We start from the raw sequence: 26,707 nt of genomic DNA on the forward strand, positions 1-26,707 counted from the left end.
ACTGATGATGCTCCTGGGATAACGGGGCTCATAATGCAGACGAATACGTGGGGTGACGTCATGCATGACCAAGCCGAGACGCGCGGTGCCCGTGGCGCGACGCGCTGGACCGAGGCAGAATTCCGGCGGTTGCGGGCGATGGCCGATCCGGAGATCGACGAAGCAGTCGCCGAATACCGCCGGGCTCATCCCGAGCTCCGCTCACCGGCCGCTCTGCTGGGCGCCCTGTTCAAGGAATTGCACGCGGAGCCCACCGGATTCACCGGGGCACTGGGCGAGCTCGCCACCGGCGACGCGCTCCCTTCCTGGGGCGGCGACGGTGCCCGGATCGAACGCGGCCAGCGCGTGTTCAATGACCACGGCCTCTACCAGTCGGTCGCCCTGTTCTTCGCCTGCCTCCCGCTGGCGTACGCGGCTCCCGCCGGCGCCAAGGTGCTGGTCTGCTCGTCCGACCTGGCCAACGGCAACGTGAGCCGCAGGATCGCCCAGACCGGGCAGATGCTGATCAACGTCATGGGCATGCGCGGTCCCGCCGAGGGAGAGCTCCCTTCCCTGGCCCACGGCGGCCGCGGGTACGGGAACGCGATCGGCCTGCGGCTCCTGCACTCCTGCATCCGGGCGCTCGTCCTCGATCTCGACGGGCCTCGGGCCTGGGACTCCGCCGCGTACGGTCCCCCGGTCAACCAGGAGCTCCTGCTCGCCACCCTGCTCGACTTCTCGCTCGTGACCTGGAAGGTCATGGAGCGCATGGGCATCACGCTGAGCGAGGACGACCGGGCGGCCAACCTCTACACCTGGAGCGTCTTCGGCCACCTCATGGGCGTCGAGGCCTGCCGGGAGGGCCCGCTCGCCCTCGACGAACTGAAGACCATTCGGGCCCGGCTGGACGGCCTGTTCGAGCCCACCCGCGAGGGGCGACAGCTCATGGCCGCACTCCTGGAGGAGATGGAGGAGTTCATGGTCCTCGGGTGGCGCAAGCTGCCCAGAAGCCTGATCCACTGGCTGTTCAAGGGGACCGGCGAGGGCGTCGACGTGGTGCCCGCGCTGCTCGGGGTGCCGCGTCCCGCCTGGTGGTCGGCGCCGCTGTTCGCGACCGCCGCCGCGGCGCAGCGCTTCTCCTGGCTGCCCGATCCGCTGCGCCCCGTCGCCCGCCGGCTGATCCGCAGGCTCGGCCGGGCCGTGGTGATCACCTATGCCGACCGCTTCGCCGGGGATCCCGTCCCGTTCGAGATCCCCGCCGAGCTGGCCCGCCGCTGGCGGCTCCGGCAGCGGCCCGTGGCCCGGCACGTCCGCGAGAAGCGCCGGCAGGTGCGCGGCAAGGTCCGCACGGCGCTGCGGCACTCCGGCGGCCAGGCCGCCACGGCGGCGGCCGACCCGTACGAACCACCAGACCAACGACCAGGCGAACGCCTGACCGGACGCGAGGAGGAGGAGCGTCGCCATGGGTCCCCCCGCACCCGGAACGCTGACCACCGCCACCCTTCTGTTCACTGATCTCGTCGAATCCAGCAGCACCAGGGCCCGCCTCGGGGAGGAGCTCGCCGACGGCCACTTCGGCCGCATCTACCAGTTGCTGCGTCGTGTCACCACGGCCGCCGGGGCGGTGTTCACCAAGAGCCTCGGCGACGGCCTGATGGCCGTGTTCGAGTCCGCGACCGCGGGCCTGGACGCGGTCACGGCCGTGCAGCGGGCCATCGTCGAGGAGAACGAGCGGGCCCCCGCGCCGATCGCCGTCCGCGCGGCCCTCAGCGTCGGCGACGTCCGCTGGGACGAGGACGACGTCAGCGGCCTGCCCACCGTCGAGGCCGCCCGGCTGGTCGACCAGGCCGACGGCGGGCAGGTGCTGTGCACCGAGCTGGTCCGGCGGCTCGCGCAGGGACGCAGCGGCCACGAGTTCGCCTACGTCGGGCGCCTGCCCGCCAAGGGTCTGCCCCGGCCGCTCCGCGCCTACGAGTTGTTGTGGCGGAACGCGGCCGGTGAGCGGCGCGTCCGGCCGGTCCCGTGGCTGGACGTCGGCCATGTCCTGCCGTTCATAGGCCGCGAACGTGAGATCGCCAAGCTGGCCGCCGATCTCGCGGCGAGCGAGACCGGGCCGCGGGTGGTGATCCTCCAGGGCGAGCCCGGCGTCGGGAAGACCCGCCTCGCCTCGGTGATCACGCAGCGGGCGGCCGACCGGCGCTTCACGGTGCTGGCCGGGCGCTGCACCGATCCGGCGCGGCAGGCGTACGAGCCCATCGCCGCCGCCGTCGAACGGCTGGCCCGGGACGTTCCGGAGTTGCTGCTGCGCGCGGGCGTCGACCAGCAGTGCGGGCAGCTGGTGCGGCTGGCCCCCTCGCTCGCCGCGCCGCCGCTGTCGTTGACGGTGCCGACCCCGACCGAGCCGGTCTCGGAGCGGTACCAGCTGGCGGCCGCGGTCCGCACGTTCCTGGAGCGGCTGGCCTCGGTGGGCCCGATCCTGCTGGTCATCGACGATCTGCAGTGGGCCACCCCGGAGTCGCTGGCGATGGTGCGCGCACTCATCTGGGAGTCCGAGGGGCTTCCCCTGCTGATCCTCGCGACGTCGCGGCCCGTGCCGGCCGACGCCGCCGATCCCGCCGCGGCCGAGCTGCACCGGCTGGAGGCCGAGAGCCGTGTCATCCAGGTGGAGCCCTTCGGCGTCCACGACGTCAGCGCGGCCCTCACCGCCGTCGCGGACCCGTCCGGCCGTGCCGCGGAGGGTGACCCGGCCAGGCTCCACACCATCACCGGCGGCAACGCGTTCCTGGTCAGCGAGGTGATCCGGGAGCTGATCCGCGGCCGCGACCTCGACCGGCTGACCGTGCCCGACTCCGTCACCCGGATGGTGGTCGCCCGGCTGGCACGGCTGGGGCCGGACGCCCGCCACCTGGCCAATCTCCTCGCGGTCGGCGAACAGCTGGGCTCGGCGGCGCTGCGGCTCGCGCTCGGCACCGACGAGATGTCCTTCGTCGACACCGTCGAGGAGGTCATGGCGACGGGTCTGGTGACGATGACCGCCTCGGGCGAGTGCCAGTTCTCCCATGAGCTGACCAGGTCCGCCGCGTACCAGACGCTCTCCCGGCCGCGCGTCGGCCTGCTGCACGGGAGGGTCGCCGACGCGCTGCGCCGGTCCGACCCCATGGTCATGGAGACCCGCCCGTACGTCATCGCGGCGCACCTGCTCGCGACCGCGCGGCAGGGGCATGATCCCGCGCGCGTCGCCGAGGCGGCGGAGGCCGCCGGGCTCGCCGCGCGCCAGGCGCTCGCCAGGCTCGCCCACCAGGAGGCGGTCTCGTGGTGCTGGCGACGGCTCGAACTGCTCGACGAGGATCCGGGCACCTCGGCGGAGCGGCGGGCCGAGGCGCTGGTCGAGTGCGGCCGCGCCATGTGGCTCGCCGGCGATCCGGCCGCGCGCCCGGCGCTCGCCAAGGCCGCGGCGCTGGCCGAGGAGAGCGGCCGCACCGACCTGGTCGTGGCGGCCGCGGTCGCCGAGGATCGCGGCTTCTTCAGCATGACCGCCACGGTCGACGATCGCCGGGTGGCGCTCCTGTCGCGCGCACGCGCGCTCGTCGACCCGGACGACCTGCGGACGCGGGCACTGCTGGCCGCCCAGCTCGCGGCCGAGCTCACCTGGGCCCAGGACGGCGACGACCGCCGCTTCAGTCTCGCCGACGAGGCGATCGCCCTGGCCCGGCAGGCGACGGATCCGGCGACGCTCGTCCGCGTCCTCGGCCTGCGCAGCCTGACCGTCATCCCCGCCGAGTCGCTGGAGCGGCGCGCCGAGGACGGGAACGAGATGGTGCGTGCGGCTCTGCGAACCGGCGACGACCTCGCCCTCTTCCACGCGACGTTCCAGCGGATACCGTCGCTGCTCGAATCAGGCGACATGAGCCAGGTGACGGCCCACCTGAAGGAGTCGGAGCGGTTGGCCCGCCAGCTCGCGCAACCTCAGCTGGTGTGGCTCGTCGTCATGTGCCGGACGAGCATGACCCTGTTCCAGGGTGACATCCCTGGCGCCGAGCGCACCACCGTGGAGGCCTTCGAACTCGGTACGGGCCTCGGGCGGCGGCTGGAGGCGCTGGCCTTCCACGCCGAGCAGCTCAGCGAGATCCGCCGCTTCCAAGGCCGGCTCGGCGAACTGCGCGGGCGGCTGCGGCACGCGTCCGAAAGCCCGCAGATCGACCCCGTGCACGCGGTCCTGCGCTTCCTCTGCGAGCTGGACGACCCCGAGGCGGGACCGGCCCTCGACCGCGTCCTCGCCGCGCAGCACGGGGTCATGCCGCATCGGGACCTGGCGCAACGGCCGGCGCTCGACAACCTGGCGTACGCGGCGTCCCGGCTGGGCCGCGACGATCTCCTGTGGCCGCTGTACGACGCGCTCACCCCGTTCGGGGAGACGTTCGGGATGTCGGCGGTCGGGCATCACTGCGGCCACCACTACCTCGCCCACCTGTCGGTCGCGCGGGGCCATCCGGGACGCGCGAACGACCATTTCGCGGCGGCCGCCGAGGTGCACGGACATTGCGGGGCGCCGTTGCTGATGGCGGAGTCGCTGCTGGACTGGGCGGACCTGGTCGAGCGCGGCGACACGGCCGGGCACACCGAGCCGGTGCCGTCCGCCACCGACCTTCGGAAGCGCAGCGCCGGCCTGATCGCGGGCAGAGGCGCGGTCCTGCTGGAACGCCGCCTCGAACAGCACGGCATGAGGTGACGGGGCGCGGTCACGTGCGGTACTTCGTGAGATAGGCATCGAAGTCCCAGTCGGTGAGGAACTTCTCGGCGGCCTTGTAACCCCGCTCGTGAAGGTCGGCCCGGGCCTCGCGCGACAGCCGGAAGTCGGTGGCACCGACGCCCGCCGAGTCGACGAAGACGGTCCTCGCCGCGATGGACGGCTCGTCCAGGTCGAGCCGGTCATGCGCCTCGATCATCGTCTGGACCAGGGCCCGGCCATAGGAGACCGGCCCCCGCGCCGGACGGCCCACCGTCCAGCGCCCCGGCGCCGGCCTCGCCGAGAGCTTGATCCCGAACGTCGGCCAGCGTGGCCGCAGCGTGTCCCGGCGGTCGAAGACGGTGATCGGATAGTTGGACAGCAGGCCGCCGTCCACGCACGTCGCCCGCGCGCCGCCCGGCAGCCGCATCCGCACCGGCCGGAAGACACCGGGGATCGACGCCGAGGCACGGACGGCGTCCGCCACCGGCTGCTCGTCGGCGTCCAGCCCGTAGCGGGCGAAGTCCCACGGAAGGCGCACCATGTGCCCGCTGCCGACGTCCGAGACGATCACCACGAGCCCGTAGGCGCGGTCGCGCGGCAGGTCCGAGACGGGGTCGCGCAGCCGCAGGTCGCCGAACGTCCGGACGCCCTGGGCCTTCAGCCGATCGCTGATCCAGCGGTGCAGCCTGTCGCCCCGGTAGAGACCGAGCCGGGTCAGCAGCGAGACGCCTCGGCCCAGCGCGCCGAACGGTGACGCGTCGAGGATGTCTTCGTGCTCCAGTTCGTCGAAATCCTTTTCCATTCGCCGCGCTGAAATGCCGGCGGCGAGGAACGAGCCGACGATCGCCCCAGCCGAGGTTCCGGCGATCCGGGCGGGCTCACCGAGCCGCCAGCCGCCGGCTTCCAGGGCCCCGATCGCACCCACGAGCCCGATGCCCTTGACCCCGCCGCCCTCCAGCACGAGATCCGCCCTGCGTGCGTTCCGCTCCGCGGGCGATACCCGGGAAGCGGCCACGAGAATGTCGCCTTCCACAGCCTGCACGTCCTCTCCGGCTCCTCACTAAGCGTTCATCTGAAAGAGCAGTCGCGGCTCGCTCCAGATACATCCCTCAAGGTCTTTGCTTCGCGATGTATCAGCGGCCGCGGTCGGCGGCTCTTACAGATATCAACGCCCGACCGGCGGGCCGACAATGAGCAATTCACAGGGGAGAGCGCTCATGCAGACGAACGACGTGCAGGTGACCCGGGTCTACACCACCAACAAGCCGGGGGCCGCCCAGGACAACACCCCGAACGAGCTCGGCGGCACCCGGCTGAACGAGTTCCAGCTGGTGGTCAACGCCGAGTCGGGGGACAACCTCGGTGACCTCCAGGCCGCCTACACCCTCATCATCAGCGCCACCTCCACCTCGGGCGGCACCACGACCTTCGCCCGGCGCAAGCTGGCCGAGACGATCACCGCCGGCAAGTTCGGCTGGACCGATCTCGGCAACAACGCCGGCTACGCGAAGCAGGAGAACATCATGGTCCGGGCCGCCGACTTCCCGGCCGGCGACGCCTACCGGTTCACCGTGACGCTGCTGGCGAACAACGGCGTCGTCTCCACCGAGAGCAGCAACGAGTTCGTGACCATCTGACCCGCTCGCGCGCCGGTGCGGGCCCGTTCGCGCGGGGCCCGCACCGGATCAGGCGTGCCGGCACGGAGGTCATCGCCCACTCCCATAGAGAGATCAATTCCACCGAGAAGAGATCCATTGTTGCGGTCCAATAAAGATCCATTGTTCTGGATCAGAAAAATGGTGTGAATTGTCGGGCGATAACTGTTATATTGAGGCCGTGTACACGGGGCGCCTGCGGGGGTTTTGGGCGAGCGTGGTGCTCGTGCTCGCCATGGTCCAGCTCCATTCGCCGCGCGGCGGCGCATTCAGCCGGATCGTCATCGAATTCTGCGCGGTGATCGGTGTGGTCGCCGGCGCACTGATCTTCTGCGATCTCATCACCCGGCGGTCCGCCCGTCCGAGCGCGCAGCCGATGCCATGGTCCGAGGCACCACGCCGGCAAGAGGCCGGCAGGGTGAGTCCACCCGACCCGCGGCGCATGCGGGACCTGCGCGACGTCCGGGACGGGCACACCGACGCGGCGCCGCCCCCGTTCGCGTCGACCGGCTCGCACGCACGGCGAATGCCGGCGGCGCATCGGCATGCGCCCAGGCCACGGCGACCCGTGCCGATGGACGGCACGGACACGCGACCCGACCCGTCCGCTACTGCCCGCCCGCGTCCATCGCTGATCGCACCCCTCTTCGGGACGCGCGGTTCGCGCGCGCACGGCCGGCCCTGGCTGCTGCCCGCCCGTCCCGTGCATCCCGGGGTGTCCGCCGACGCCGTCCGGCTCGGCGACCTGGAGGTGCGGGCGGCGTCGATCGTCGGCCCCGGTCACCGCTGCGAGGAGCCCGCCATGCCCCGGCAGGACGCGTACCGCCTGGGCCGTGACGACGACGGGCGCTTTCTCGTGCTCGCCGTGGCGGACGGCGTCTCCAGCAGCGCGCACGCCGAGCGCGGCGCCACCGTGGCCGCCAGCGTCGCGGTCAACGCGGTGCGCGACCGGCTGGCGGGCCCGGATCCGCTCCCGGTCCTGTCCGCGCCGGAGCTCTTCGTGACCGTCGCGGACCAGATGGTGAACGACGCAAGCAGGCAGGGCCTGGAGCCGGGCGACGTGGCCGCGGTGCTGGTCGTCGCGGTGATCCCGGCGTATCCGGAGCACGATCTCAGCCGCGATGTCTGGGTCGGCTGGCTCGGCGACGTGTCCGCGTGGACGCTCGGCGGCGGTCGCTGGTCGTTCCAGGCGGGCGACCGCAAGGGCGGCGCGGGCGGCATCGAGAGCAACTCCCCCGGCGCGGTGCTCCCGGCCGCCCCGCAGTGCGCCGAGCACCGCTGGGTGCGTCTCGGCCAGGGCGACGTGATCTCCTTCGTCACCGACGGGTTCGGCGACGCGCTCGCCACGATCGGCAAGGCCACCGCCTTCCTGGCCGAGCACTGGGCCGAGCCGCCGCCCGTCGGGGAGTACCTCGGCCATGTCGGCTTCGACGCCGAGCAGTTCCTCGACGATCGCACCGCCGTGACGGTCTGGCCGGACGCGGGCACGCCCTCCCGGTGGGCCCCGTGAGAGCCGGCACGGGCGAGTGGACGCTGCCGTCCGTCGTCAGCCGGTCCGATCTGGGGGCCGTCGACGGCTCGATCAGCCCGGCGGCGGGCCAGAGCAGCGGCATCCATCCGCTCCGTTCCGATCCGGGCTGGCTGGTGAAGCTCTACAAGGCGCCTCTCGACGCCGCCGAGACCCAGCGGCTCGACACGCTGGTCGCCCTGCCCGGCGCGTTGGCGGAGACCCAGCGGAGCCTTCTGCGTGAGCAGACGTCATGGCCGGTCGCACGGGTCACCGGCCCGGACGGACTGGCCCTCGGCTGCGTGTTGCCCACGGCACCCGACCGGTTCCGCGTCCAGACGGGCAACGGCAACGGGACACCGGCGCCGAACGGGAACGGGCCGGCGGGCTCCCGCTTCCAGGAGATCGACTTCCTGGCGTCCCCGGCCGCGGCCTTCCAGCGTCGCGGCATGCGGGCCCCGACTTCCGAGGACCGCTGGCGGGTCTGCCGCAACCTCGCGAACGTGGCGGCGGTGCTGGAGCAGCATCGCCTGGTCTACTCGGACTGGTCCTACTCCAACGCCTTCTGGAGCGGCCAGGATCAGACGGTCTTCCTGATCGACGTCGATGGTTGCGGCATCGGCTCGATGCCCAACATCCACCAGCCGAACTGGGAAGACCCCCTCACGCCCGCGAACGCGCCGGCCGACGCGGCGACGGACCGGTACCGGGTGGCGCTGCTGACCGCACGATGCCTCACCGGCCGCCGCGACCTCGCGTCGGTGCTGCACACCCTGGCCGACACTCCGGACGACGTGCCCGCCTACCGCGTGTTCGCCGAGGTCCTGCTCGACGCGCTGCTGGCCGAGCACCGGACGAGGCGGCCACGCGTCGAGATCCTCGCGCAGGTGCTCAACGGCGGACCGTACATCCGGTTCAAGCCCGCCCGCCTGCCGTTGCCCGCACGGCCGGGCCCCCAGCGCCAGGGCACGGTGACGGGCACCTTCGACCAGCGCGTCCTCATCGGCGCCGCTGCCACTCCGGCCGCGCCGAAGCCGCAGCGCTCCCAGCCGCCGACGCCGCCGCCGAGCCCCGGCGACCACCACACCGCGCACGGCGACTGGCAGTGGCTCGTAGTCACCGCCATCGTGCTCGTCGCCGCACTCGCTTTGGCCGTCCTGCTCGTGCAGGGCAGCTGACCGACCACACCGTTCCCTCGGGGAAGGAGCCGACGGTGACCGATCCGTACCAGATGACGCAGGACCGGCAGCCCTACGTGATGAAGCCGAAGTGCCTGCCCACCTACCTCGTGGTGGACGTGTCCAGCTCGATGTTCCCGCACCAGGACATGCTGAACCGCACGCTCGACAAGCTGCACGCGAGCCTCACCCAGAGCCCGCGCGTCTCGGAGTTCGCCCACATGTCGATCATCGCGTTCTCGACGCAGCCGCAGGTGGTGATCGAGATGACGGACATGGAGTACGTCCCGGCGATGCCCGAGGTGATGTGCAACGGGCTCACCAACTACGGGGCGGCGTTCGACCTCGTACGGCAGCGCATCGACCTCGACGTCGCCGACCTCAACGCCCAGGGCAAGGCCGTGCTGCGGCCCGCGGTGTTCTTCCTGACCGACGGCGCGCCCAGCGACCCGGGCTGGGAGCAGTCCTTCCAGCGGCTCATCGACCGCACCTGGAACCGGCATCCGCACGTCATCACCTACGGCTTCGGCGCGGCCCCCGAGATGGTCCTCGGCAAGGTCGCCACCAAGGCCGCCTTCGTCGCCGACGGCAGTTCCGACCAGGACGCGGCGCTCGCCGCCGCCATCAACAGCCTGCTGAACTCGCTGGTCGCGTCGTCGCAGGCGGGCGAGATGCAGATCCCCATCCGGGCCGAGGGCTACCGCACCGTCCCCCTCGAATACATGGACTGACGGGACGGGAACACCATGCGACTCCAGCTCCACCCGTACGAGGCGCGGTTGCTGATAGGCACGGCCACCGCCACGACCGTGCTCGGCTCCCTGCTGTGGATCTTCGCACCGGGCGAGGACGCGCAGCCCCCCACCCCCAAACCGGCCCCGACCCGAACCACTCCGGCGCCACGTCCTCCGAGCACCCCTCCAGCGTCGCCGTCGCAAAGCCAGCAGCCCGCCCCTCCGCCACCGACGCATGACCAGGGGCGAACCGACCCAGGCGGCGGTGAGGAACCACCGCCTGATCCCCAGAAGCCCAGGGAGGGAAGCCGATGAAATGCACCAGGTGCAACGGAGACAACTCGCAGAACTACGTGGTCTGCCGGCACTGCGGTCAGCGGCGCGTCATCCAGCCGGTCGCCGGGCAGTCCACCGGCCCGGCCCACGCGGCACCGAACAACTTCACCTTCCCATCGAAAATCGCGGCCCCCGCCCCACCTGCCGGAACTCCGCCAGGGCCAAGGCGAGCGTCACCGCCGAACCGAAGCCGCAGGCCGTTCGCACGGGACGCGACCCGCTACCTCTGCGCCGCCATGCAGGTGGACAGCGGCCTGTCGACCAAGGCGATCGAATCGGTGCTGGACGAGCCGTACAAGGCCGTCGCGTCCTCACCGGGCGTCGACCTGGCCACCGTGCTCAAGTACGCGCTGGCCGCGCGCAGCAGGCAGCGGCTCCGCGACCTCGTGCTGACGCTGCTTCCGGCCGTGTGGCTCCTGGTCCTCTTCCTCGACCTGGAGAACGCGGCGTCGATCCTGCCGCAGTGGACTCTCCTCATCGCCGTGGCGCTGTGGGGCGTGGTCTTCGCCGAGCTGTTGTACACCTACTACGCGGTGATCTTCCCTCGGCTCCGACGGGACTCCTTCGACCCTGCCGAGGCACCCGTCCCACCGTCGCGCAAGGATCAGGCCAGGCTCGCCGAGATCGCCGACGACGACCGCGGCAACGTGGTCATGTCCGCGATGTACCGGCCCTTCGTCGGCTACGGCTTCGATCTCGAAACCTGGTCGGTGACCCTCAACATGGCCAGGGCCGAGGAGGGCAAGACCGTCATTCCCTTCCACGTGCACGAGCTCTACGACGAGGTAGGGGACGCCATCGGCAGGCTGGGACTGCCCGGGGTGTCCGTACAGGACCGGCTCGTGGTGAACGGCCGGGACCTTCAGCACGGCCTCGAACCGCAGGTCCAGCAAGCGCTTCTGCCCACCCCGCTGCGCGCACCCGCCGCGAAGGTGGACGCGGCGCTGGTGCGGCGGTTGCGTGATGCGCCCAATGGCCGCGCCAGGCCCTATCTCACGGTCTGCGTCAACGGCTGGAGCGGCGAGGTGGTCGTCACGATCTTCCTGCGTTTCGCGCTCCTGCCCGATCAGGACCTGTTGTTCGTCGAGGCGAGCTATTCGCTGCTGCCACCGTCACGCGACCGCTACAGGAAAGTCGACCAGTTGCTGAGCCACCCGACCGTCCTGCAACTGTTGAAGCTCGCCGGGGAGTCCCTCGTACGGTTCCCGATCGCCGTCCTGCGAGCGTTCCTCAACATGGCGCGTGTCGTCCTCAGCCCGTTGACTCAGTGGCTGAAGGCCAGGCGTGACCGGTGGGCGATCCTGGACGACCGCGTCTTCAACTACGGCGCCGTGGTCAGCATCCGTGAGCTGGGCAACGACAACGCCTTCCACCAGCTACTTCCAGAAGCTCGACCAGGAGCTCTATGTCAAGACGGTGGAGCGCCGGATCATGGACGCGATCACCGAGTTCATGGAGAAGCACAACATCGATGTCAGCGACTTCTCCCAGCGGCAGACGACGATCCTCAACAACGGCGTCTTCGTCGCCGGCGAAGGAAAGATCAGCGCCCAGAACATCGCCGTTGGCCAGGGCTCGATGGCCGGCATGGCGAACGGCGTCAGGAACCGGGTGAACCAGGGCTTCCGAGGGAATTCAGGAGCGAGGACCAAATGAACGAGAACAGCGGGATCTATGCCGGTGACTCGGCGAGCATCCGGGCGGTGTCGATGGCGGCGGGGACGAACGCGCGGGCCATCACCAACCAGGCTCCGCAGGACGAGCTGGCCGAGCTGCGGCGCCGGCTCGACGCGATCATCACCGAGCTGCGCGAGATCGCGCCCGGCGACCCCGAGCTGGAGAAGGCCGTCGCCACGGCGGAGGAGCTCGACGGCGAGCTGGAGAACGAGCAGCCGGACAACAACAAGATTCTCCAGTTGCTCGCCAAGCTCGGCGTGCGGGTCGAGAACGTGGGCAACATCGCGGCCGCCGTCGCCGCGGTCGACAGTGGCTTCCGGGCGCTGCTCTGACCCGCCTCAGCGGCGAGCCGCCGGTGCGGGGCTCAGTTCTCCACCCAGCCGTACTTCTGCGCGAGGACCAGGAGCCCCCGCCGTAGGTGGACGATCTGCGCACCGGTCAGTTCCGGTGCCTCTTCGAGTAGCAGCTCGGTCAGCTCCTGGACGAACTCGTCCGGGGAGAGAACGTCGCAGAGGCCGTCGTCCTCGTCCGGCCTGTTCGTGGCCGCGACCGTCTTGGGGCCCTTCACCGGCGGCGACTGCGCCGCCGGACTGCCGCTCGCCGCGCCGGCCTCCGCCGGGCGGCGTCCCGACTCGAGGACGCGCACCGCGAACCCCTTCAATCCGCGATCGCCCTGGGTCACCTCGAACTCGACGGGCGTTCCGGGCGTGAACGCCGTCTTCTCGTCGAGGAGGTCGTTGGCGTGGACGAAGACGTCCTCGCCTCCCTCGTCGGGCACGATGAACCCGTAGCCGCGAAAGTCGTCGAACCGCAGAACCTTGCCTGTTTTGGCCATGACGTCCCCTCCAACACACCGCACTTCCGCGCCGAGCGACATTGACTATGCCATCTCGCCGCGCGCCTTTCCGTTCAAAGCCCCAGCGGACCGTGCCCGCTCATCGCCGAGGTCAAGCGCGGGGTCGGCGGCGCGAGGGACGCGGTGGCGGGGTGTTCACCGAGCGCGTACCAGGGCGGCGCGGCAGCCGGGACGGACCGTCCGGCGCTCACGACCGGGCGGCATCAATTCCATCGTCTGCCCCACGCGGCCAAGCCCGAATACACCGGAAAGGGCAGAGCCGCATTTCCGGTGAACGAGTCGGAACCGCTCCGGAGGAGCGGCGTCCAGTCTGTTTGGCCTACCCATACCGGCCATCTTCAGTGGTCCTAATTGTCGACCCAGAGTACGCCAACCGGCTAAAATCAGACTATCCAGGCCCCCTTAGCCCAAGCGGAAGAGGCAGTCCCCTTAAAAGGGACTAGGTGTCGGTTCGAATCCGATGGGGGGCACGAACGAGCGGCCGGCGTGTTGCCGTCCAACCGGTTCCGCCGGCACTTGGACGATGGCGAGGGGCCGCCGCCGAGCATCAATCGCGCTCGACGACGGAAGCGAACTCCAGCCATTTCCTCGCACAATCACGTGCCAGCTGGGCGACTTTCTCCGTGCAGTGCGGAGGCACGCTGTCCACCAGCCTGTTCCAGTCCTCGGCCCTGAGCGTGTGGACGTTCAGCAGCCGTAAGAGGTCGCGCCCGTTCTCGTTGAAGCGCAGGGCGGGGTCGGCTCTCAGCCGTTCCACCACCGCAGCCGGCGCGGCGGCCGGCCCGGGCGCCGGCCTGCCGGCATGGCCGTCGCGCCGGGCCGGTTGACCTGCGGGCCGGGGCACGAGCTCCTTCGGCCGCCGCCGGGGCAGGGGATCCTCGCCCCGCGACAACCGGTTCTTCACGTCCCGGACCGTCTCCGGCGAGATCCCCGCCGCCCGGGCGACCTGGCGCAGCGAGAGGCCGGGGTCCTTGACGATGAGCTCATGGGCCCGCCGCCGCCCCTCGGTCGCATCGGTCGACCGGACCCGGCCGTCCCGTCCGATCCGGCCGGCCCCGTCCGCGGGCCTGCCCTTGACCTGCTTGCGAATCTCGGCGACCGTCCGGGCCGAGATGCCCGTGACCGAGGCGATCATCCGGTCGGACCAGCGCGCATGGGAGGCGATCACGCGCTCGGCGGCCTGCTTGCGGTCGGCCAGCGACAGCGGGAGCCCATGCGCGATGTTCGATCGCACGGCGAGGACGAAGGCGTCCTCCTCGGGGCCGTCGAAGAACCTGACGGAGATCGTCCGGTGTCCCTGGGATTTGGCGGCCAGCAGCCGGTGCATGCCGTCGACGACGCGCATGGTGGGGCGGTGCACGACGATCGGTGGAAGCTGCGCCTGGGAGGCGACCAGGGTCTCCACGTGTGCGAGGTTCTCGCCGGCGGTCCGCGGCGAACCGCCGGCCGCCAGCGAACCGATCTCCACTTCCTCCGCTGCGTACAGATCGTTGTGACCTGGGGCGTGCAAGTCAACTCCTCAGCATCTGAATCGTGCCTCTCCAAAGGCAGATGAGAACAGACAGCGGGGTTGTGGAGCGGGGATTCACTGCGGGGGAGTCGTGGGGGGCGGATCGCCCGTGCGAGCAAAAGACGGGGGCGTTAATGGCGAACAAAATCATCGGTGGGCGACCGGCCCCGGGCCGGAAATCACGGGGCCGCCGAAACTCATCGCGCATTGCCCCGTCGTTTTTCCAGACGTTGATGGTATTCGATGCCCGTTAGGCATCCTAGGCCGTCGGCCGGATGCGGTCATTGCGGAAACCTGGGAACTTTCGGTTTAAGGCGTCTTCCCGGGATCATTGGCGATCCAATTGCCACGGGGCGCCGTGCTCGACGGCCGGCCGGAAGATCTACGGTGACACGCTTCTCCAGCAGGCCCGGTCTCGTACAATCGGGGGTGTCCGGCTGGGCCGATCGAGAGTTTGACCGTGGTGGGTCAGGGCAGGGAAGGGTGGATGTCGAGTCCGGATCGAGAGGCGGTCGATGGCGCCGCTGACGGAGTGGCCCCCGCGCCGCCGGTGCGTATTCCCCGGCAGGCGCGCCGCGCCGTCCTGACCTGCTCGCCCACGCCCGGGCGGGTGGGGCTGAGCATGGAGGGGGAGATCAGCCTGGTCACGCGTGACACCTTGGAGTCACATCTGACGCCGTTGGTCAGCCGGGGCACCGACGTCCACCTCGACCTTTCGAAGGTGGTCTTCAGTGACTCCGGTGGCGCCGCCGTCCTGGTGACCGCCGCGCAACGCCTCCCCACGGGCAGGAACGTCCACCTGGAGAATCCGCCGGCCTCACTGCGGCGCATCATGGATGTGCTCTACTCGAAAGTCCCCAAGATCAAGGTCCAGTCATGAGCGCCACCCTCGACGACGCCGAGCCGTTCGTCCATCCCGCCCTGTTCTACCGCGGAACGGACGAGTACCTCGCCGGCACCGTGCCGTTCATCGAAGCGGGACTCGAGGCGGGCCAGCCCGTCGCCGTGGCCGTGCCCGGCCCCCGGCTGGCGTTGCTGCGCAAGGAGCTCGGCGACGCCTCCCGCGATGTGAAGATGCTCGACATGACGGTCGCGGGCCGCAACCCCGGCCGCATCATCCCCGGTGTCCTCCGCGCCTTCGCCGACTCCCACCGCGACGCCGAGCACGTCCGCATCATCGGCGAGCCGATCTGGGCGGGCCGGTCGGCCACCGAGTACCCGGCGTGCGTCCAGCACGAGGCACTGATCAACCTCGCCTTCACCGGCCGGCCGGTCACGATCCTGTGCCCGTACGACACGATCGAGCTCGATCCGCGCGTCATCAGCGACGCGGCGCTGACGCACCCGACCGTCATCGACAACGCCAAGACCACCGTCAGCACGGTCTACGACCCGGGCACCGTCATCCAGGCGTACAACCGGCCGCTGCCCGCGCCCGGGCCGGACGCGCGGCATCACGTGATCCTCGACTTCGACATCGACAACCTCGTCCAGGCCCGCGAGGTCGCCGCCCGCATCGCCACCCGCGCCGGCCTGCCCCCCGCGACCGTGGGCGACCTCGAGATCGCCGTCAACGAGCTGGCGTCCAACTCCGTCCGGCACGGCGGCGGCCGGGGAACGCTGCGGGTCTGGGCCGACAGCGCCCTCGTCTGCCAGATCAGCGACGCCGGGCACCTCACCGACCCCCTGGCCGGCCGCGAGCCCGTGGGGCTCGGCGGCAACGGCGGGCGCGGCCTGCTCATGGTCAACCACATCGCCGATCTGCTGCGCGTCCACACGGGCCCGGACGGCACCACCATCCAGGCCCGCTTCTCCCTCCAGACCTCCGGCTAGACCTCCGGCCAGGCCTCCAGGCGCCGGGCTCATCCGAGCGCGAGCCCCGTGAAGAACTCCCGCACGTCTCCCGCGAACAGCTCCGGGATCTCCATCGCCGCGAAGTGGCCGCCGTCGCCGAACTCGCTCCAGTGCACGATGTCGTGGATCCGCTCGGCGAACGGGCGGATCGACCGGGTGATGTCGTGCGCGAAGACGGCGATCCCGACCGGGACGGGGCAGCTCAGCGGGCCGCCGACACCGCTCTCCCGGGTCAGGCGGGCCGACGAGCCCGCGGTGCCCGTCAGCCAGTACAGCGAGACGTCGGTGAGGACGCGGTCGAGCTCGATCGTCGAGGCCGGGTCGGTCCACTCGTCGAACCGTTCGACGATCCAGGCCAGCTGCGCGACCGGTGAGTCGGTCAGGGCGTAGGAGATGGTCTGCGGAGTGGTGCCCTGGAGCACCTGGTAGCCGGGCCGCTGGGCCACCATTTGCTTGATCTTGGCGAGGCGCGCCTGGTCGTCGTCGGACAGCGCGTCCTCGATGCCCGGCACCGGCGGCGGTGGCGTGGGCAGGTAGTTGAGGTGCACGCCGACCACGTGCTCCGGCGCGGTGCCGCCCAGGGCGCGCGCGATGCCCGCGCCCCAGTCGCCGCCCTGCGCGCCGTACCGGCCGTAGCCGAGCCGGTCCATCAGCTCGGCGAAGGCGCGGGCGACACGGCGAATGTCCCAGCCCCGGTCGCGGGTGGGCCCGGAGAAGCCGAAGCCCGGGATGGACGGGATCACCAGGTGGAAGTCCTGCGACAGCGGCTCGATCACGTCGAGGAACTCCAGGTAGGAGCCCGGCCAGCCGTGGATGAGGACGAGCGCGAGGGCGTCCGGCTTGGCCGACCGGACGTGCACGAAGTGGATCGTCTGCCCGTCGATCTCGGTCGTGAACTGCGGCAGCTCGTTCAGTTCCGCCTCGTGCCGGCGCCAGTCGTAGCCGTTGCGCCAGTACTCGGCGAGCTCCCTGACGCGCCCGAGCGGGATGCCGTAATCGCGGCCGGCGCCGGGCAGCTCGTCGGGCCAGCGGGTCCGAGCGAGCCGGTCGGCCAGGTCGTCGAGGTCGGCCTGCGGGACGTCGATACGGAACGACTTGATCATGATCGTGCTCCTCCGGGAAGTCATCGCTATCGTTAGCCGCTCTAACGTTGGCGCGTCCAACATTAGCAAAATGTTGGACGGACCAACAAGCCCGTCATACGAGACACCCCCGGGACGCACGAAAGCGCAGGTCGGTGACGACCTGCGCTTTCGGATCCTGCTGGTACACGGCCTCGCCACCCGCGCCGGAACGGGTGAGCCAGGTCGACGAACGTGCCGTCCCGCCGGACGGACGTGCCGTCCCGCCGCGGACAGGCGGGGGTCAGGCGTAAGGGTCCTCCAGGGCGGCGATCCGCGTGACCGTCGCCTTCAGGCTTGCCAGCGCCCTGCGATAGGCCATCGGCCCGAACGAGACGCGCCCGACACCGAGCTCGGCCAACCGGCGAAGACCGGGACCGTGCGGCAGGCAGTTGGCGTTGACCGGGCCCGGCAGCCCCTCCACCAGCGCCGCGATCGTCTCCTCCGACGCGACCAGGATGGGATACACGCAGTCGGCGCCCGCCTCGAAGTAGCGGCGTCCCCGCTCGATCGCCTCCGCCGTCACCTCGGGCCCGGTCGCGCCGCCGAGGAACACGTCCACCCGCGCATTGATCACCAGATCGACCCCGGCGTCCGTCGCCGCGGCGCGCACGGCGGCGAGGAAGCGGGCCTGGTCGTCGACGGGCGTCAACCCGCCCTTCGCGTGGTCGGTGTCCTCCAGATTGCAGCCCACCGCGCCGATGCCGGCCAGCCGGTCGACGAGGTCGCGGGGCTCCAGGCCGTAGCCCGCCTCGGCGTCCACGGTGACCGGGACCTCGACGGCCCGGACGACCCGGGCCGCGGCGGCGAACATCTCCTCGGGCGGCGCGCCCTGGTGGTCGGGGTACCCGAGCATCTCGGCGATCGCGGCCGAGGCCGTGGCGAGCGCGGGATACCCCTCCCCTGCCACGACCTTGGCCGAACCGGCGTCCCACACGTTCGGCAGCAGCAGCGGGTCGCCCGGCCGGTGCAGCTCGCGGAGCCGCGCGGCCCGCTCTTTCAAGGTCACCGTCTCAGCTTCGTTCATCCAGATCACTCCTCGGTAGACACCTCTCATCATGGAGGACCGGAGACCCGCGCCGTTCGTGACATACATCGGCATCTACATCGTTCGGCACATGTGCCGGGACGGCCGCCGTTCGTAGCGTTCTCGCTTGTCATCGGGCCCCACGGGGGGTGCCCGACGAACCGAAGGGTTCAGCATGAGCAACATCGAAACCGGCGCCGCGGGGGCATCGGCCGGCGCCGAGTTCGCCGGCGTCACGCTCCACCTTCTGCGCCGCTACGCGGCGGGAGTGCCGGCCGCGCAGCGCAACGACGTCGACAACGCGGTCTGGAAGATGCTCGACCGCCTGCCGGAGGCCAGGAGCGTCGCCCAGCGGCTCGTCCAGCTGACCGACAAGCTGGGGGACGAGCAGAAGCGGGCGCACTTCGGCGGCACCTACGCCTTCAAGCCCGCGCCGACGGCCGTTCCGCGCCAGGACCTGGCGGCCATCTTCGACAGGCTCGGCGGCACGGCCGTCACTGACGACACCCCCGCGCCCGGCACGCCGGGGGCGGCGCCGCACACCTACGAGCTGCAGTTCTCGCACATGATCTGCGACGACGAGAGCGACCCCGAGTGGGTGGGCAAGGACGAGCCGTACACCGTCTTCGCGATCATCACGCAGCAGCAGGTGGACGACGGGGAGCCCGCCCGGTCGCTGCGCACCCCGTTCTACAAGGCCAACGACGGCGACCGTAACCCGGCGACCGGCTCGGAGAAGCTGCGCCTGTTCGGCCGGTCCGGCGCGACGGCGATCAGCTCCGACGTGCTGCTGACCGCCGCCCACTTCGAGCACGACCTGGGCGACGCGGCCAAGATCGTGGGTGAGATCGGAGAGATTCTCACGACGGCCGCGGCGCTCGCCGGAGTGCTCGGCATGCCGGTCATCGCGGCGGCGGCGGGCGCGCTGGCCAGCATCGCGGGGTTCATCTCCTCGGTCGGCGCGGACGACCCGGTCGGCGAGCCGCAGAAGCTGGCCCTCACGCAGGCCTTCGCCGACAGCAAGACACAGAACTCGTCGCTCGTGACGCTGCCCGCGATGAAGTTCGACGGCGGCGACAAGAACGGCGTCTACCGCGTCTTCCTCACCCTCCGCCGCGCCTCCTAGCGTCCGCCACTGGGGCCCCACGAGGGCCCCAGTGGGCCGCAGCAGGACAAGGTCTCCGCTGGCAGGACAGTACGCCCGGTGTCAGACTCTCGGTTGAGGGGTCCATGACACATCGCACGCAGCCCGGGCGGCACAACCTGCCGGCGGAGACCAACCGGTTCGTCGGGCGGGAGCGGGACGTGGCCGAGCTGGCCGCCCTCCTGTCCGGCGAGCGGTGCCTCACGCTGAGCGGAGTCGGGGGCATCGGCAAGACCCGGCTGGCCCGGAGCCTGGCCGCCCAGGTCGCCGGCGAGTTCGGCGACGGCGCCTGGCTGGTCCCGCTGGCCGAGGTCACCGATCCGGCGATGATCCCGCAGGCGGTCGCCGCCGTGGCGGGGGTGACCGAGGAGCCGGGCCAGCCCCCGGAGGCGACCCTCCTGGCCGCGCTCCGCCCGCGCGAGCTGCTGCTCGTCCTCGACAACTGCGAGCACCTGATCGACGCGTGCGCCTCGTTCACCGAGCGGCTCCTGCACGGGTGCGCGGGCCTGCGGGTGCTGGCCACCAGCCGGGAGCCGCTCCGCATCCCCGGCGAGGTGGTGTGGCGGGTGCCGCCGCTGGACCTGCCCGCCGAGTCGGCCACCGATCTCCAGAAGATCGGGCGGCACGCCGCCATCCGGCTGTTCACCGAGCGGGCGGCCGCGGCCCGGCCCGGCTTCGGCCTCCACCCGGGGAACGCTCCGCAGATCGTCCGGCTGGCCCGCGGGCTGGACGGGCTGCCGCTGGCACTGGAGCTGGCCGCCGCCCGCGTCGCGTTCCTCACCGTGGAGCAGATCGCCGACCGGCTGGACGAGCGGTTCCGCCTCCTCGTCCACGGCAGCCGCACGGCCGCCGCCCGGCAGCGCACGCTGCGCGCCACGGTCGACTGGAGCCACGATCTGCTCGGCCCGGACGAACGGCTGCTGCTGCGCCGGCTGTCGGTGTTCGCGGGGGGCTGGACGCTGGAGGCCGCCGAAGCGGTCTGCGCCGACGACACGATCGACGTGCTGCACGTGCTCGGCGACCTGGTGGCCAAGTCCCTGGTCGTGCCATACGAGGAGAACGGCGTTCCGCGCTACCGGCTCCTGGAGACGATCCGGCACTACGCGGCCGAACGCATGGCGGAGGCGCAGGAGGCGTCCCTGCTCGTGACGCGGCACCGCGACCACATGGTGGCGGTGGCAGAACGGCACGAACGGACCGGCTGGCGCGCCACGGACGTGACCTGGGAGCAGCGGCTCGACGCCTTCCGCGCCGTGAACGCCGATCTCGACAATTTCCGTGCCGCGCTCCGGGCGTCGGCGCGGCCGGGCGATGTCGAGGCAGGGTTGCGCCTGTGCGTGGCACTGCGGTGGATCTGGCTGATCCAGGGCCGGTTCGCCGAGGGCCGGGCCTGGTTCGAACGGTTCTTCGCGCTGCCCACCACCCCCCGTGCGGAGATACGGGCCGCCGCGTGCAGGGCGTACAGCGAGATCGTGTACGAGCAGGGCGAGATGGAGCTGGCGGCCGCGCACGCCGGCGAGGGCCTGAGCCTCTACCGGCAGCTGCGTGACCAGCCGGGCGTCAACGGCTCGCTGGCCGTGCTGGCCCGTATCGACCTGCGGCGCGGGGACGAGGACCGGGCCGAACGGCGGCTGGCGGAGGTCCGGCTGCGCGCCCGCGACGGCGATCCGTTCAACGAGGCGCTGGCACTGTCCGCGCTGGGCTCGCTGGCGGTGCGCCGCGGGCAGCTCCGCGAGGCGGGACGGCTGCACGAGGCGAGCCTGGAGATCTTCCGGCGCCTGAATCACTACGGCATCGCGGCCACGACGCTGGTGGGCCTCGGCGTCGTCGCGCACGGCCACGGTGACCACGAACGCGCGATGAGCTACTACCGCGAGGCCCACGCGATCGCGACCGACCTGGTCGAGTTCAGGATGCAGCGTGCCCGCTGCCTCGCCGGGATAGGCGCCGTCACCCTCGATCTCGGCGACCTCGACCTGGCCCGCCGCTACCTGGCCGAGAGCCTGGTGCTCACCGAGCTCACCGGCCAGCGGATCGGCGTCGCGCGCGTGCTGGAACTGTTCGCCACGCTGGCGGAGCGTTCCGGGGACACCTTCCGCGCCGTGCGGATCGCGGGGGCATCGGGCGCGGTGCGCGAGTCCGCGGGCGTGCCGCCGTCGCCGTCCTCCGGCGCGCGCCGCGAGCTCTGGCTGGACGGCGTCCGGCAACGGATCGGCGCACCGGCGGTAGCGCGGCTCTGGTCCGAAGGCCACGCGATGACAGCCGAAGCAGCGGTCGCCTACGCGATAGGCGACCTCCCCATAAACCTAGACGCAGGCACGGGCATGGGCGCGGCCGGGAGCGCAGGCGCGGACGTGGCTGGCGGCGCGGATCTGACCGGCAGCGCAGGCGCGGGTGCGGCCGGGGACGCAGGCGTGGCCTGGGGCATGGGCCCGGGTGTGGGCGGGGGCGCGGGCCTTGGTGGGGGTGTCTCGCGGGCTGTGGGGGGCCGGTTGCCGCCCAGCACGCTCACTCCGCGCGAGCGCGAGGTGGTGGATCTGATCGGCCGGGGGCTGACCAACCGGCAGATCGCCGCGGAGCTGGTGATCAGTCCGGGGACGGCGGGCCGGCACGTCGCCAACATCCTGGCGAAGCTCGGGTTCGGCTCCCGCGCCCAGGTCGCGGCCTGGGCGGCGGGAGCCGGCGGGCGGGCGGTCAGTGACGGACCAGCACCCGGTGAATCTTGACGGGGTTCTTGGGCTGCCCGTCCTGCGGGTTGGTCGGGCCGGGGATGATCCCGCCCGCGACGATCTTGTCGAGCACGTTCAGGCCCTTGGTGACCCGGCCGAACACGGTGTACGCGGGCGGGATGTTGGCGTGCGAGTGCACCAGGAAGAACTGGCTGCTGTTGGTGTCCGGGCCCCAGTTGCCCATGGCCACGGTGCCGCGCGGGTAGGTCTCCTTGCCGGTGAGCTCGTCGTCGAACTTGTAGCCCGGCCCGCCCTCCTCGGCGCGGTAGATGTCACCGCACTGCAGCACGCCGAGCCGCTCGGAGTTGGTGAGCCGCCAGCACTGCGTCCGGTTGAAGAACCGCTGCTTCGCGAGGCTGACGAAGTTGTGCACCGTGCAGGGCGTCGCCCGGCGATCCATCCTGATCTTGATGTCGCCGAAGTTCGTCTTGAGCGTCACCTCGACGATGCCGCGCTTCTTCGCCCAGGGGCGGGGCGGCCGGACGGGCTTGGCGGCGGGGTTCTCCGGCGTCGGAATGAACTCGCATCGCACCTTGCCGTGATGACCGGGCGTGGCCTTGCCGGCCTCGGCGTTCGGAGCGGCCGCCTGGGCGACGCCCGAGGGCAGCGTGGCGGCGAGGGCGATGGCTAGGGCGGGGACCATCCAGCGCGTTCTCATGCGGCTCAACCTACTGATCGTTTACGTCCGGCGATACTGGCAAAGACCGACGAAACAAAGGAGAACGCATGCTCCCATGGTCCGTAGAGCTGGCCGGACGCCTCGACGAACACGTGTTCAGCAGTGATCTGCTGCGCGGCAACCCGCTGGGCGACCCGCACGAACGCCCGCTCTGGGTGTACGTGCCGCCGGGCTACGACGACGAGCCCGGACGCCGCTATCCGACGGTGTACGTGATCCAGGGTTTCACCGGGCATCTGGAGATGTGGCGCAACCGGATGCCCTTCCGGCAGCCGTTCCCGGAGCTCGCGGACGCGGTGTTCGCGGGCGGTGAGGCGCCGCCCGCGATCGTGGTGTACCTCGACGCGTGGACCTCGTACGGCGGCAGCCAGTTCCTGGACTCCCCCGGCACCGGCCGCTACCACTCGTACATCTGCGACGAGGTCGTGCCGTGGGTGGACGCGCACTACCGCACGCTCGCCGGCCGCGAGCACCGGGCGATCACCGGCAAGTCCAGCGGCGGCTACGGCGCGATGATCACGCCGATGCTGCGGCCCGACCTGTTCGGCGCGCTGGCGACGCACGCGGGCGACGCCCTGTTCGAGTACTGCTACATGAGCGACTTCGCCGACGTCGTCCGCCATCTGCGCGCGTACGACGGCGACCTCATGAACTGGTGGAACGACTTCGGCTCGCGCGTGTCGTTCACCAAGCAGGAGGACTCCAAGCTGCTCGAAATGCTCGGCTACACCGCGTCCTACACCGCTCGCGAGGACGGGTCTCCGGAGTTGCCGTTCGACACGGTCACGGGCGTGCTGAAGCCGGACGTCTGGCAGCGCTGGCTCGATCTGGACCCGGTCCGGATGGTGCCGCGGTATGCCGACGCGATGCTCTCCCAGCGCGCGATCTGGATCGACGGCGGCACCCGCGACGAGTGGTACCTCGACGTCGGCGCGCAGGCGTTCCGGCAGGCGCTGCTGGACGCGGGCGTCAAGGAGGACGTGATCCACTTCGAGCTGTTCGACTCGGCTCACGGCGCCATCGAATACCGCTATCCCCTGGCGCTCGCCTGGCTCTGCCATCGAATCGCACCCGCCGACGCGTCATGAGCCTCTGACAGATCGTTCCGGCGACCCGGCGAGCACGATCTCGCCACTCGCGAGCACGCTGAGCGACCGCACCCTCACGGTGTCACGACGGTGAGGGTGCGGTCGTTTCCGCTGTTCAGGGCCGGTATTCAAGATATTCAGAATCTTTTTCACATTAATTGAAAATCCAGTCGTACGTGGAGGCGTTGACGCGAAGCGGTACACGGGGTGCACTTCTCGACAGCTCATCCGGATGAACCGCCCTTTATCCCCCTATCCCCTCCCCCCGTGTGGCGCGGGTCATGATCCCCGCGCCGAGCACCCGTGCCCCCGCGACGGGTGCTCGCGGACGTGGCGTCCCCCGCTGGCCGCGTCCGCGCGACGCACACCTTTGCGGGGATCTCCTCCAGCCCTTGCCGGGCGGTCGAAGTCTCGCGGAGCGCTCCCACAAGGACCTCCCGAAGGCCGTCCTGCCCGGCCCGTAGAAGGAGCACCCTGTGAGACGTTTGACCGCGCTCTGGCCGGCGGCCATCACCGCCGCCGGTCTCGCCGTGGCGATGTCCGCGCCCGTCCACGCCTCAGCCGGCCCTGCCACCACCCTCGCCCTCGCGGCCAAGCCCGACCCCAAGCAGGTCGCCGCGGCCTCCGCCGACCGGATCGTCGTCGCCAAGCCGGGCACCTTCCGCAAGGCCCCGAAGGACAGGATCGTCCGCAAGACCGTCGTCTCGGGCCTCGGCGGCCTGCAGTACGTCGCGTACGAGCGCACCTACAACGGGCTGCCGGTGTACGGCGGCGACTTCGTGGTGACGACCAACTCCACCGGCGCGGTGCTGGGCACCACGGTCGCCCAGCGCCAGAAGCTCGACGTCGGCACCAAGGCCACGGTCTCGGCCGCGCAGGCCGCCAGGACCTCGCGCGCCCAGATCACGAAGGTGACCTCGGCGAGCACGCCCCGGCTCACCGTGATCGCCGAGGGCTCCGGCCGGCTGGCGTACGAGACCGTCGTCGAGGGCCTCAGGAAGAAGGCGCCGACCAAGCTGCACGTCTTCGTGGACGCGAAGACCGGCAAGGTCGCCCAGGCCTGGGACGAGGTGGCCGACGCCGCCGACGACGTGAGCTACTACCACGGCACCGTCGACCTCAGCACCGCCGCCACGGAGATGTCGGACCCGACGCGTTCCGGCATCCGCTGCGGCGGCCAGAACGGCTCCACGTACACCGGCACCGACAGCGCGTGGGGCAACGGCGGCGGCACCAACCTGGAGACCGCCTGCGTCGACACCCTCTACGCCGTTCAGAAGGAATGGGACATGCTGGGCGCCTGGCTGGGGCGCAGCGGCATCAACGGCACCGGCGGCGGCTACCCCGCGCGCGTCGGGCTGAACGACGCCAACGCGTTCTGGAACGGCAGCTACACCAGCTTCGGCCACAACCAGGCCAACACCCGTCAGGCCACCTCGGTCGACGTGGTCGCGCACGAGTTCGGTCACGCCATCTTCCAGACCACCCCCGGCGGCTCCAGCGGCGGCAGCGGGAACGAGAAGGGCGGCATGAACGAGTCGACCGGCGACATCTTCGGCGCGCTGACCGAGCACTACGCGAACGAGCCCGCCAACCTCGACCCGCCGGACTACCTGGTCGGCGAGGAGGTCGACCTGGTCGGCAGCGGCGAGATCCGCAACATGTACAACCCGTCCGCCGAGGGCGACCCCAACTGCTACTCGTCCTCGATCCCGAGCACCGAGGTGCACGCGGCCGCCGGCCCGCAGAACCACTGGTTCTACCTGCTGGCCGAGGGCTCGAACCCGGGGGGCGGCAAGCCCACCAGCCCGACCTGCAACAACTCGACCGTCACCGGCATCGGCGTGCAGAAGGCCGGCGCGATCTTCATGGGCGGCCTGAACCGCAAGGTCACGGCGTGGAGCCACGCGCGGGCGCGGATCGAGACGATCAACGCGGCGCTGGCGCTCTACCCCGGCTCGGCGACCGAGTGCAACGCGGTCAAGGCCGCGTGGGCCGCGGTCAGCGTCCCCGCGCAGAGCGGTGAGGCCGCCTGCGGCGCGCAGCAGAACGACTTCTCGATCACGCTCAACCCCAACGCCGGCAGCGCGCAGGCCGGCGGCTCGACGACCGCGACGGTCACCACCGCCACGACCGCGGGCAGCGCCCAGACCGTGGCGCTGTCGGCCACCAGCAGCCCCGGCGGCCCGACCGCCTCGTTCTCACCGGCCTCGGTGACCTCCGGGCAGACGTCCACGATGACGGTCAGCGTGCCCGCCGGCACCGCGAACGGCACGTACACCTTGACGGTCCTCGGTGACGGCGCCAGTGTCGACCGTACGGCCACGTACACGCTCACCGTCGGCACGGGCGGACCGGTCACGGTCTACTCGGACGACTTCGAGAGCAACACCGGCTGGACGGTCAACCCGTCCAGCTCGGACACCGCGACCAACGGCCAGTGGGCGCGCGGCGCCGCGCAGGCCACCACCTACTCGGGAACGAACCTGCAACGCACCCCCGCAGGGGGGAGCAACTCCCTGGCCACCGGTCTCCAGGCCGGAACGGCCGCGGGCGACTACGACCTCGACGGCGGAACCTCCAGCATCCAGTCCGGCGCCATCACGCTGCCGGCCGGGACGCTGAGCCTGTCGTTCTCGTGGTACCTGGGACACCTCAACAACTCCTCCAGCGCCGACTACGTACGCGTCCGGGTCGTCGGATCCAGCGGCTCGACCACCGTGCTCAACACCGCGGGCGCGGCGTCCAACCGTTCCGCCGCGTGGGCGACCGCCACGGCCGACATCTCCGCGTACGCGGGCCAGAGCGTCCGCATCCTCGTGGACGCCGCCGACGCCAGTGGTGCCAGCCTCGTCGAGGCGGGTATCGACAACGTGAAGATCACCAAGTCCTGATCGCCCCAAG

At 71.1% G+C, this 26,707-nt stretch carries 19 protein-coding genes and 1 tRNA gene; 14 read left to right on the forward strand and 6 right to left on the reverse strand.

Translation table 11 applies throughout. From position 1 onward, the window contains the following. The first annotated feature begins 60 nt into the window (after positions 1-60). Both ACGFNU_RS00285 and ACGFNU_RS00290 read left to right on the forward strand, forming a co-directional pair. Positions 61-1,494, forward strand: a complete 1,434-nt coding sequence (locus ACGFNU_RS00285; protein ID WP_392589037.1) for an oxygenase MpaB family protein — start codon at positions 61-63, stop codon at positions 1,492-1,494. Further along, a complete protein-coding gene (locus ACGFNU_RS00290; protein WP_392589038.1) occupies positions 1,442-4,708 on the forward strand; it encodes an ATP-binding protein in 3,267 nt (1,088 codons plus the stop codon). The genes ACGFNU_RS00285 and ACGFNU_RS00290 overlap by 53 nt, the downstream gene beginning before the upstream one ends. Before the next feature lie 10 nt (positions 4,709-4,718). Here the strand turns inward: ACGFNU_RS00290 and ACGFNU_RS00295 are convergent, their stop codons facing one another. Then, positions 4,719-5,750, reverse strand: a complete 1,032-nt coding sequence (locus tag ACGFNU_RS00295; RefSeq protein ID WP_392589039.1) for a patatin-like phospholipase family protein — start codon at positions 5,748-5,750, stop codon at positions 4,719-4,721. 175 nt (positions 5,751-5,925) lie between these two features. On the opposite strand from ACGFNU_RS00295, the gene ACGFNU_RS00300 reads away from it, so the two are divergent. The 5 genes from ACGFNU_RS00300 (at position 5,926) to ACGFNU_RS00320 (ending at position 12,127) form a co-directional block, all read left to right on the forward strand. Next, positions 5,926-6,345, forward strand: coding sequence for a hypothetical protein (locus ACGFNU_RS00300; protein WP_392589040.1), 420 nt, complete (start codon positions 5,926-5,928; stop codon positions 6,343-6,345). 199 nt (positions 6,346-6,544) lie between these two features. Then, complete coding sequence (locus ACGFNU_RS00305; RefSeq protein ID WP_392589041.1) at positions 6,545-7,873, forward strand: protein phosphatase 2C domain-containing protein; 1,329 nt, start codon at positions 6,545-6,547, stop codon at positions 7,871-7,873. Next, entirely contained in the window at positions 7,870-9,048 is a 1,179-nt protein-coding gene (locus ACGFNU_RS00310; RefSeq protein ID WP_392589042.1) for a hypothetical protein, read from the forward strand. Before ACGFNU_RS00305 ends, ACGFNU_RS00310 begins: the two co-directional genes overlap by 4 nt. A gap of 35 nt (positions 9,049-9,083) precedes the next feature. Further along, a complete protein-coding gene (locus ACGFNU_RS00315) occupies positions 9,084-9,779 on the forward strand; it encodes a VWA domain-containing protein (protein ID WP_392589043.1) in 696 nt (231 codons plus the stop codon). 314 nt (positions 9,780-10,093) lie between these two features. Continuing rightward, a complete protein-coding gene (locus tag ACGFNU_RS00320; RefSeq protein ID WP_392589044.1) occupies positions 10,094-12,127 on the forward strand; it encodes a hypothetical protein in 2,034 nt (677 codons plus the stop codon). Positions 12,128-12,159: 32 nt separating this feature from the next. On the opposite strand, the gene ACGFNU_RS00325 is transcribed toward ACGFNU_RS00320, so the two are convergent. Then, a complete protein-coding gene (locus ACGFNU_RS00325) occupies positions 12,160-12,630 on the reverse strand; it encodes a cold-shock protein (RefSeq protein WP_392589045.1) in 471 nt (156 codons plus the stop codon). 417 nt (positions 12,631-13,047) lie between these two features. On the opposite strand from ACGFNU_RS00325, the gene ACGFNU_RS00330 reads away from it, so the two are divergent. Further along, positions 13,048-13,121, forward strand: a tRNA-Leu gene (locus tag ACGFNU_RS00330). Positions 13,122-13,198: 77 nt separating this feature from the next. On the opposite strand, the gene ACGFNU_RS00335 is transcribed toward ACGFNU_RS00330, so the two are convergent. Further along, positions 13,199-14,161 (reverse strand): ParB N-terminal domain-containing protein, encoded by a 963-nt coding sequence (locus ACGFNU_RS00335; protein WP_392589046.1) that lies wholly within the window; start codon positions 14,159-14,161, stop codon positions 13,199-13,201. Positions 14,162-14,648: 487 nt separating this feature from the next. Between ACGFNU_RS00335 and ACGFNU_RS00340 the strand changes: the two genes are divergently transcribed. Next, complete coding sequence (locus tag ACGFNU_RS00340; protein ID WP_392589047.1) at positions 14,649-15,041, forward strand: STAS domain-containing protein; 393 nt, start codon at positions 14,649-14,651, stop codon at positions 15,039-15,041. After that, positions 15,038-15,994 carry an anti-sigma factor RsbA family regulatory protein gene (locus ACGFNU_RS00345; RefSeq protein ID WP_392589048.1) on the forward strand — a complete coding sequence of 319 codons (957 nt, stop codon included), beginning with the start codon at positions 15,038-15,040 and terminating at the stop codon, positions 15,992-15,994. Before ACGFNU_RS00340 ends, ACGFNU_RS00345 begins: the two co-directional genes overlap by 4 nt. A gap of 29 nt (positions 15,995-16,023) precedes the next feature. On the opposite strand, the gene ACGFNU_RS00350 is transcribed toward ACGFNU_RS00345, so the two are convergent. Both ACGFNU_RS00350 and ACGFNU_RS00355 read right to left on the reverse strand, forming a co-directional pair. Further along, positions 16,024-17,118: an epoxide hydrolase family protein gene (locus ACGFNU_RS00350; RefSeq protein ID WP_392589049.1), complete on the reverse strand. Its 1,095-nt coding sequence runs from the start codon at positions 17,116-17,118 to the stop codon at positions 16,024-16,026. A gap of 262 nt (positions 17,119-17,380) precedes the next feature. Next, entirely contained in the window at positions 17,381-18,163 is a 783-nt protein-coding gene (locus ACGFNU_RS00355) for an isocitrate lyase/phosphoenolpyruvate mutase family protein (protein ID WP_392589050.1), read from the reverse strand. 175 nt (positions 18,164-18,338) lie between these two features. Here ACGFNU_RS00355 and ACGFNU_RS00360 point away from each other — a divergent pair, with 175 nt between their 5' ends. Further along, positions 18,339-19,289, forward strand: coding sequence for a hypothetical protein (locus ACGFNU_RS00360; RefSeq protein ID WP_392589051.1), 951 nt, complete (start codon positions 18,339-18,341; stop codon positions 19,287-19,289). Between the two features lie 104 nt (positions 19,290-19,393). Continuing rightward, entirely contained in the window at positions 19,394-22,033 is a 2,640-nt protein-coding gene (locus ACGFNU_RS00365; protein ID WP_392589052.1) for a tetratricopeptide repeat protein, read from the forward strand. Here ACGFNU_RS00365 and ACGFNU_RS00370 read toward each other — a convergent pair. Beyond that, a complete protein-coding gene (locus ACGFNU_RS00370; RefSeq protein ID WP_392589053.1) occupies positions 22,002-22,694 on the reverse strand; it encodes a peptidylprolyl isomerase in 693 nt (230 codons plus the stop codon). The genes ACGFNU_RS00365 and ACGFNU_RS00370 overlap by 32 nt on opposite strands. A gap of 68 nt (positions 22,695-22,762) precedes the next feature. Here ACGFNU_RS00370 and ACGFNU_RS00375 point away from each other — a divergent pair, with 68 nt between their 5' ends. Both ACGFNU_RS00375 and ACGFNU_RS00380 read left to right on the forward strand, forming a co-directional pair. Next, complete coding sequence (locus ACGFNU_RS00375) at positions 22,763-23,803, forward strand: alpha/beta hydrolase-fold protein (RefSeq protein ID WP_392589054.1); 1,041 nt, start codon at positions 22,763-22,765, stop codon at positions 23,801-23,803. A 476-nt stretch (positions 23,804-24,279) separates the two neighbouring features. Further along, positions 24,280-26,697, forward strand: a complete 2,418-nt coding sequence (locus ACGFNU_RS00380) for a M4 family metallopeptidase (RefSeq protein WP_392589055.1) — start codon at positions 24,280-24,282, stop codon at positions 26,695-26,697. Positions 26,698-26,707 lie beyond the last annotated feature (10 nt).

Source organism: Spirillospora sp. NPDC048911 (assembly GCF_043198015.1).
In the GTDB taxonomy this organism is placed as follows: domain Bacteria; phylum Actinomycetota; class Actinomycetes; order Streptosporangiales; family Streptosporangiaceae; genus Spirillospora.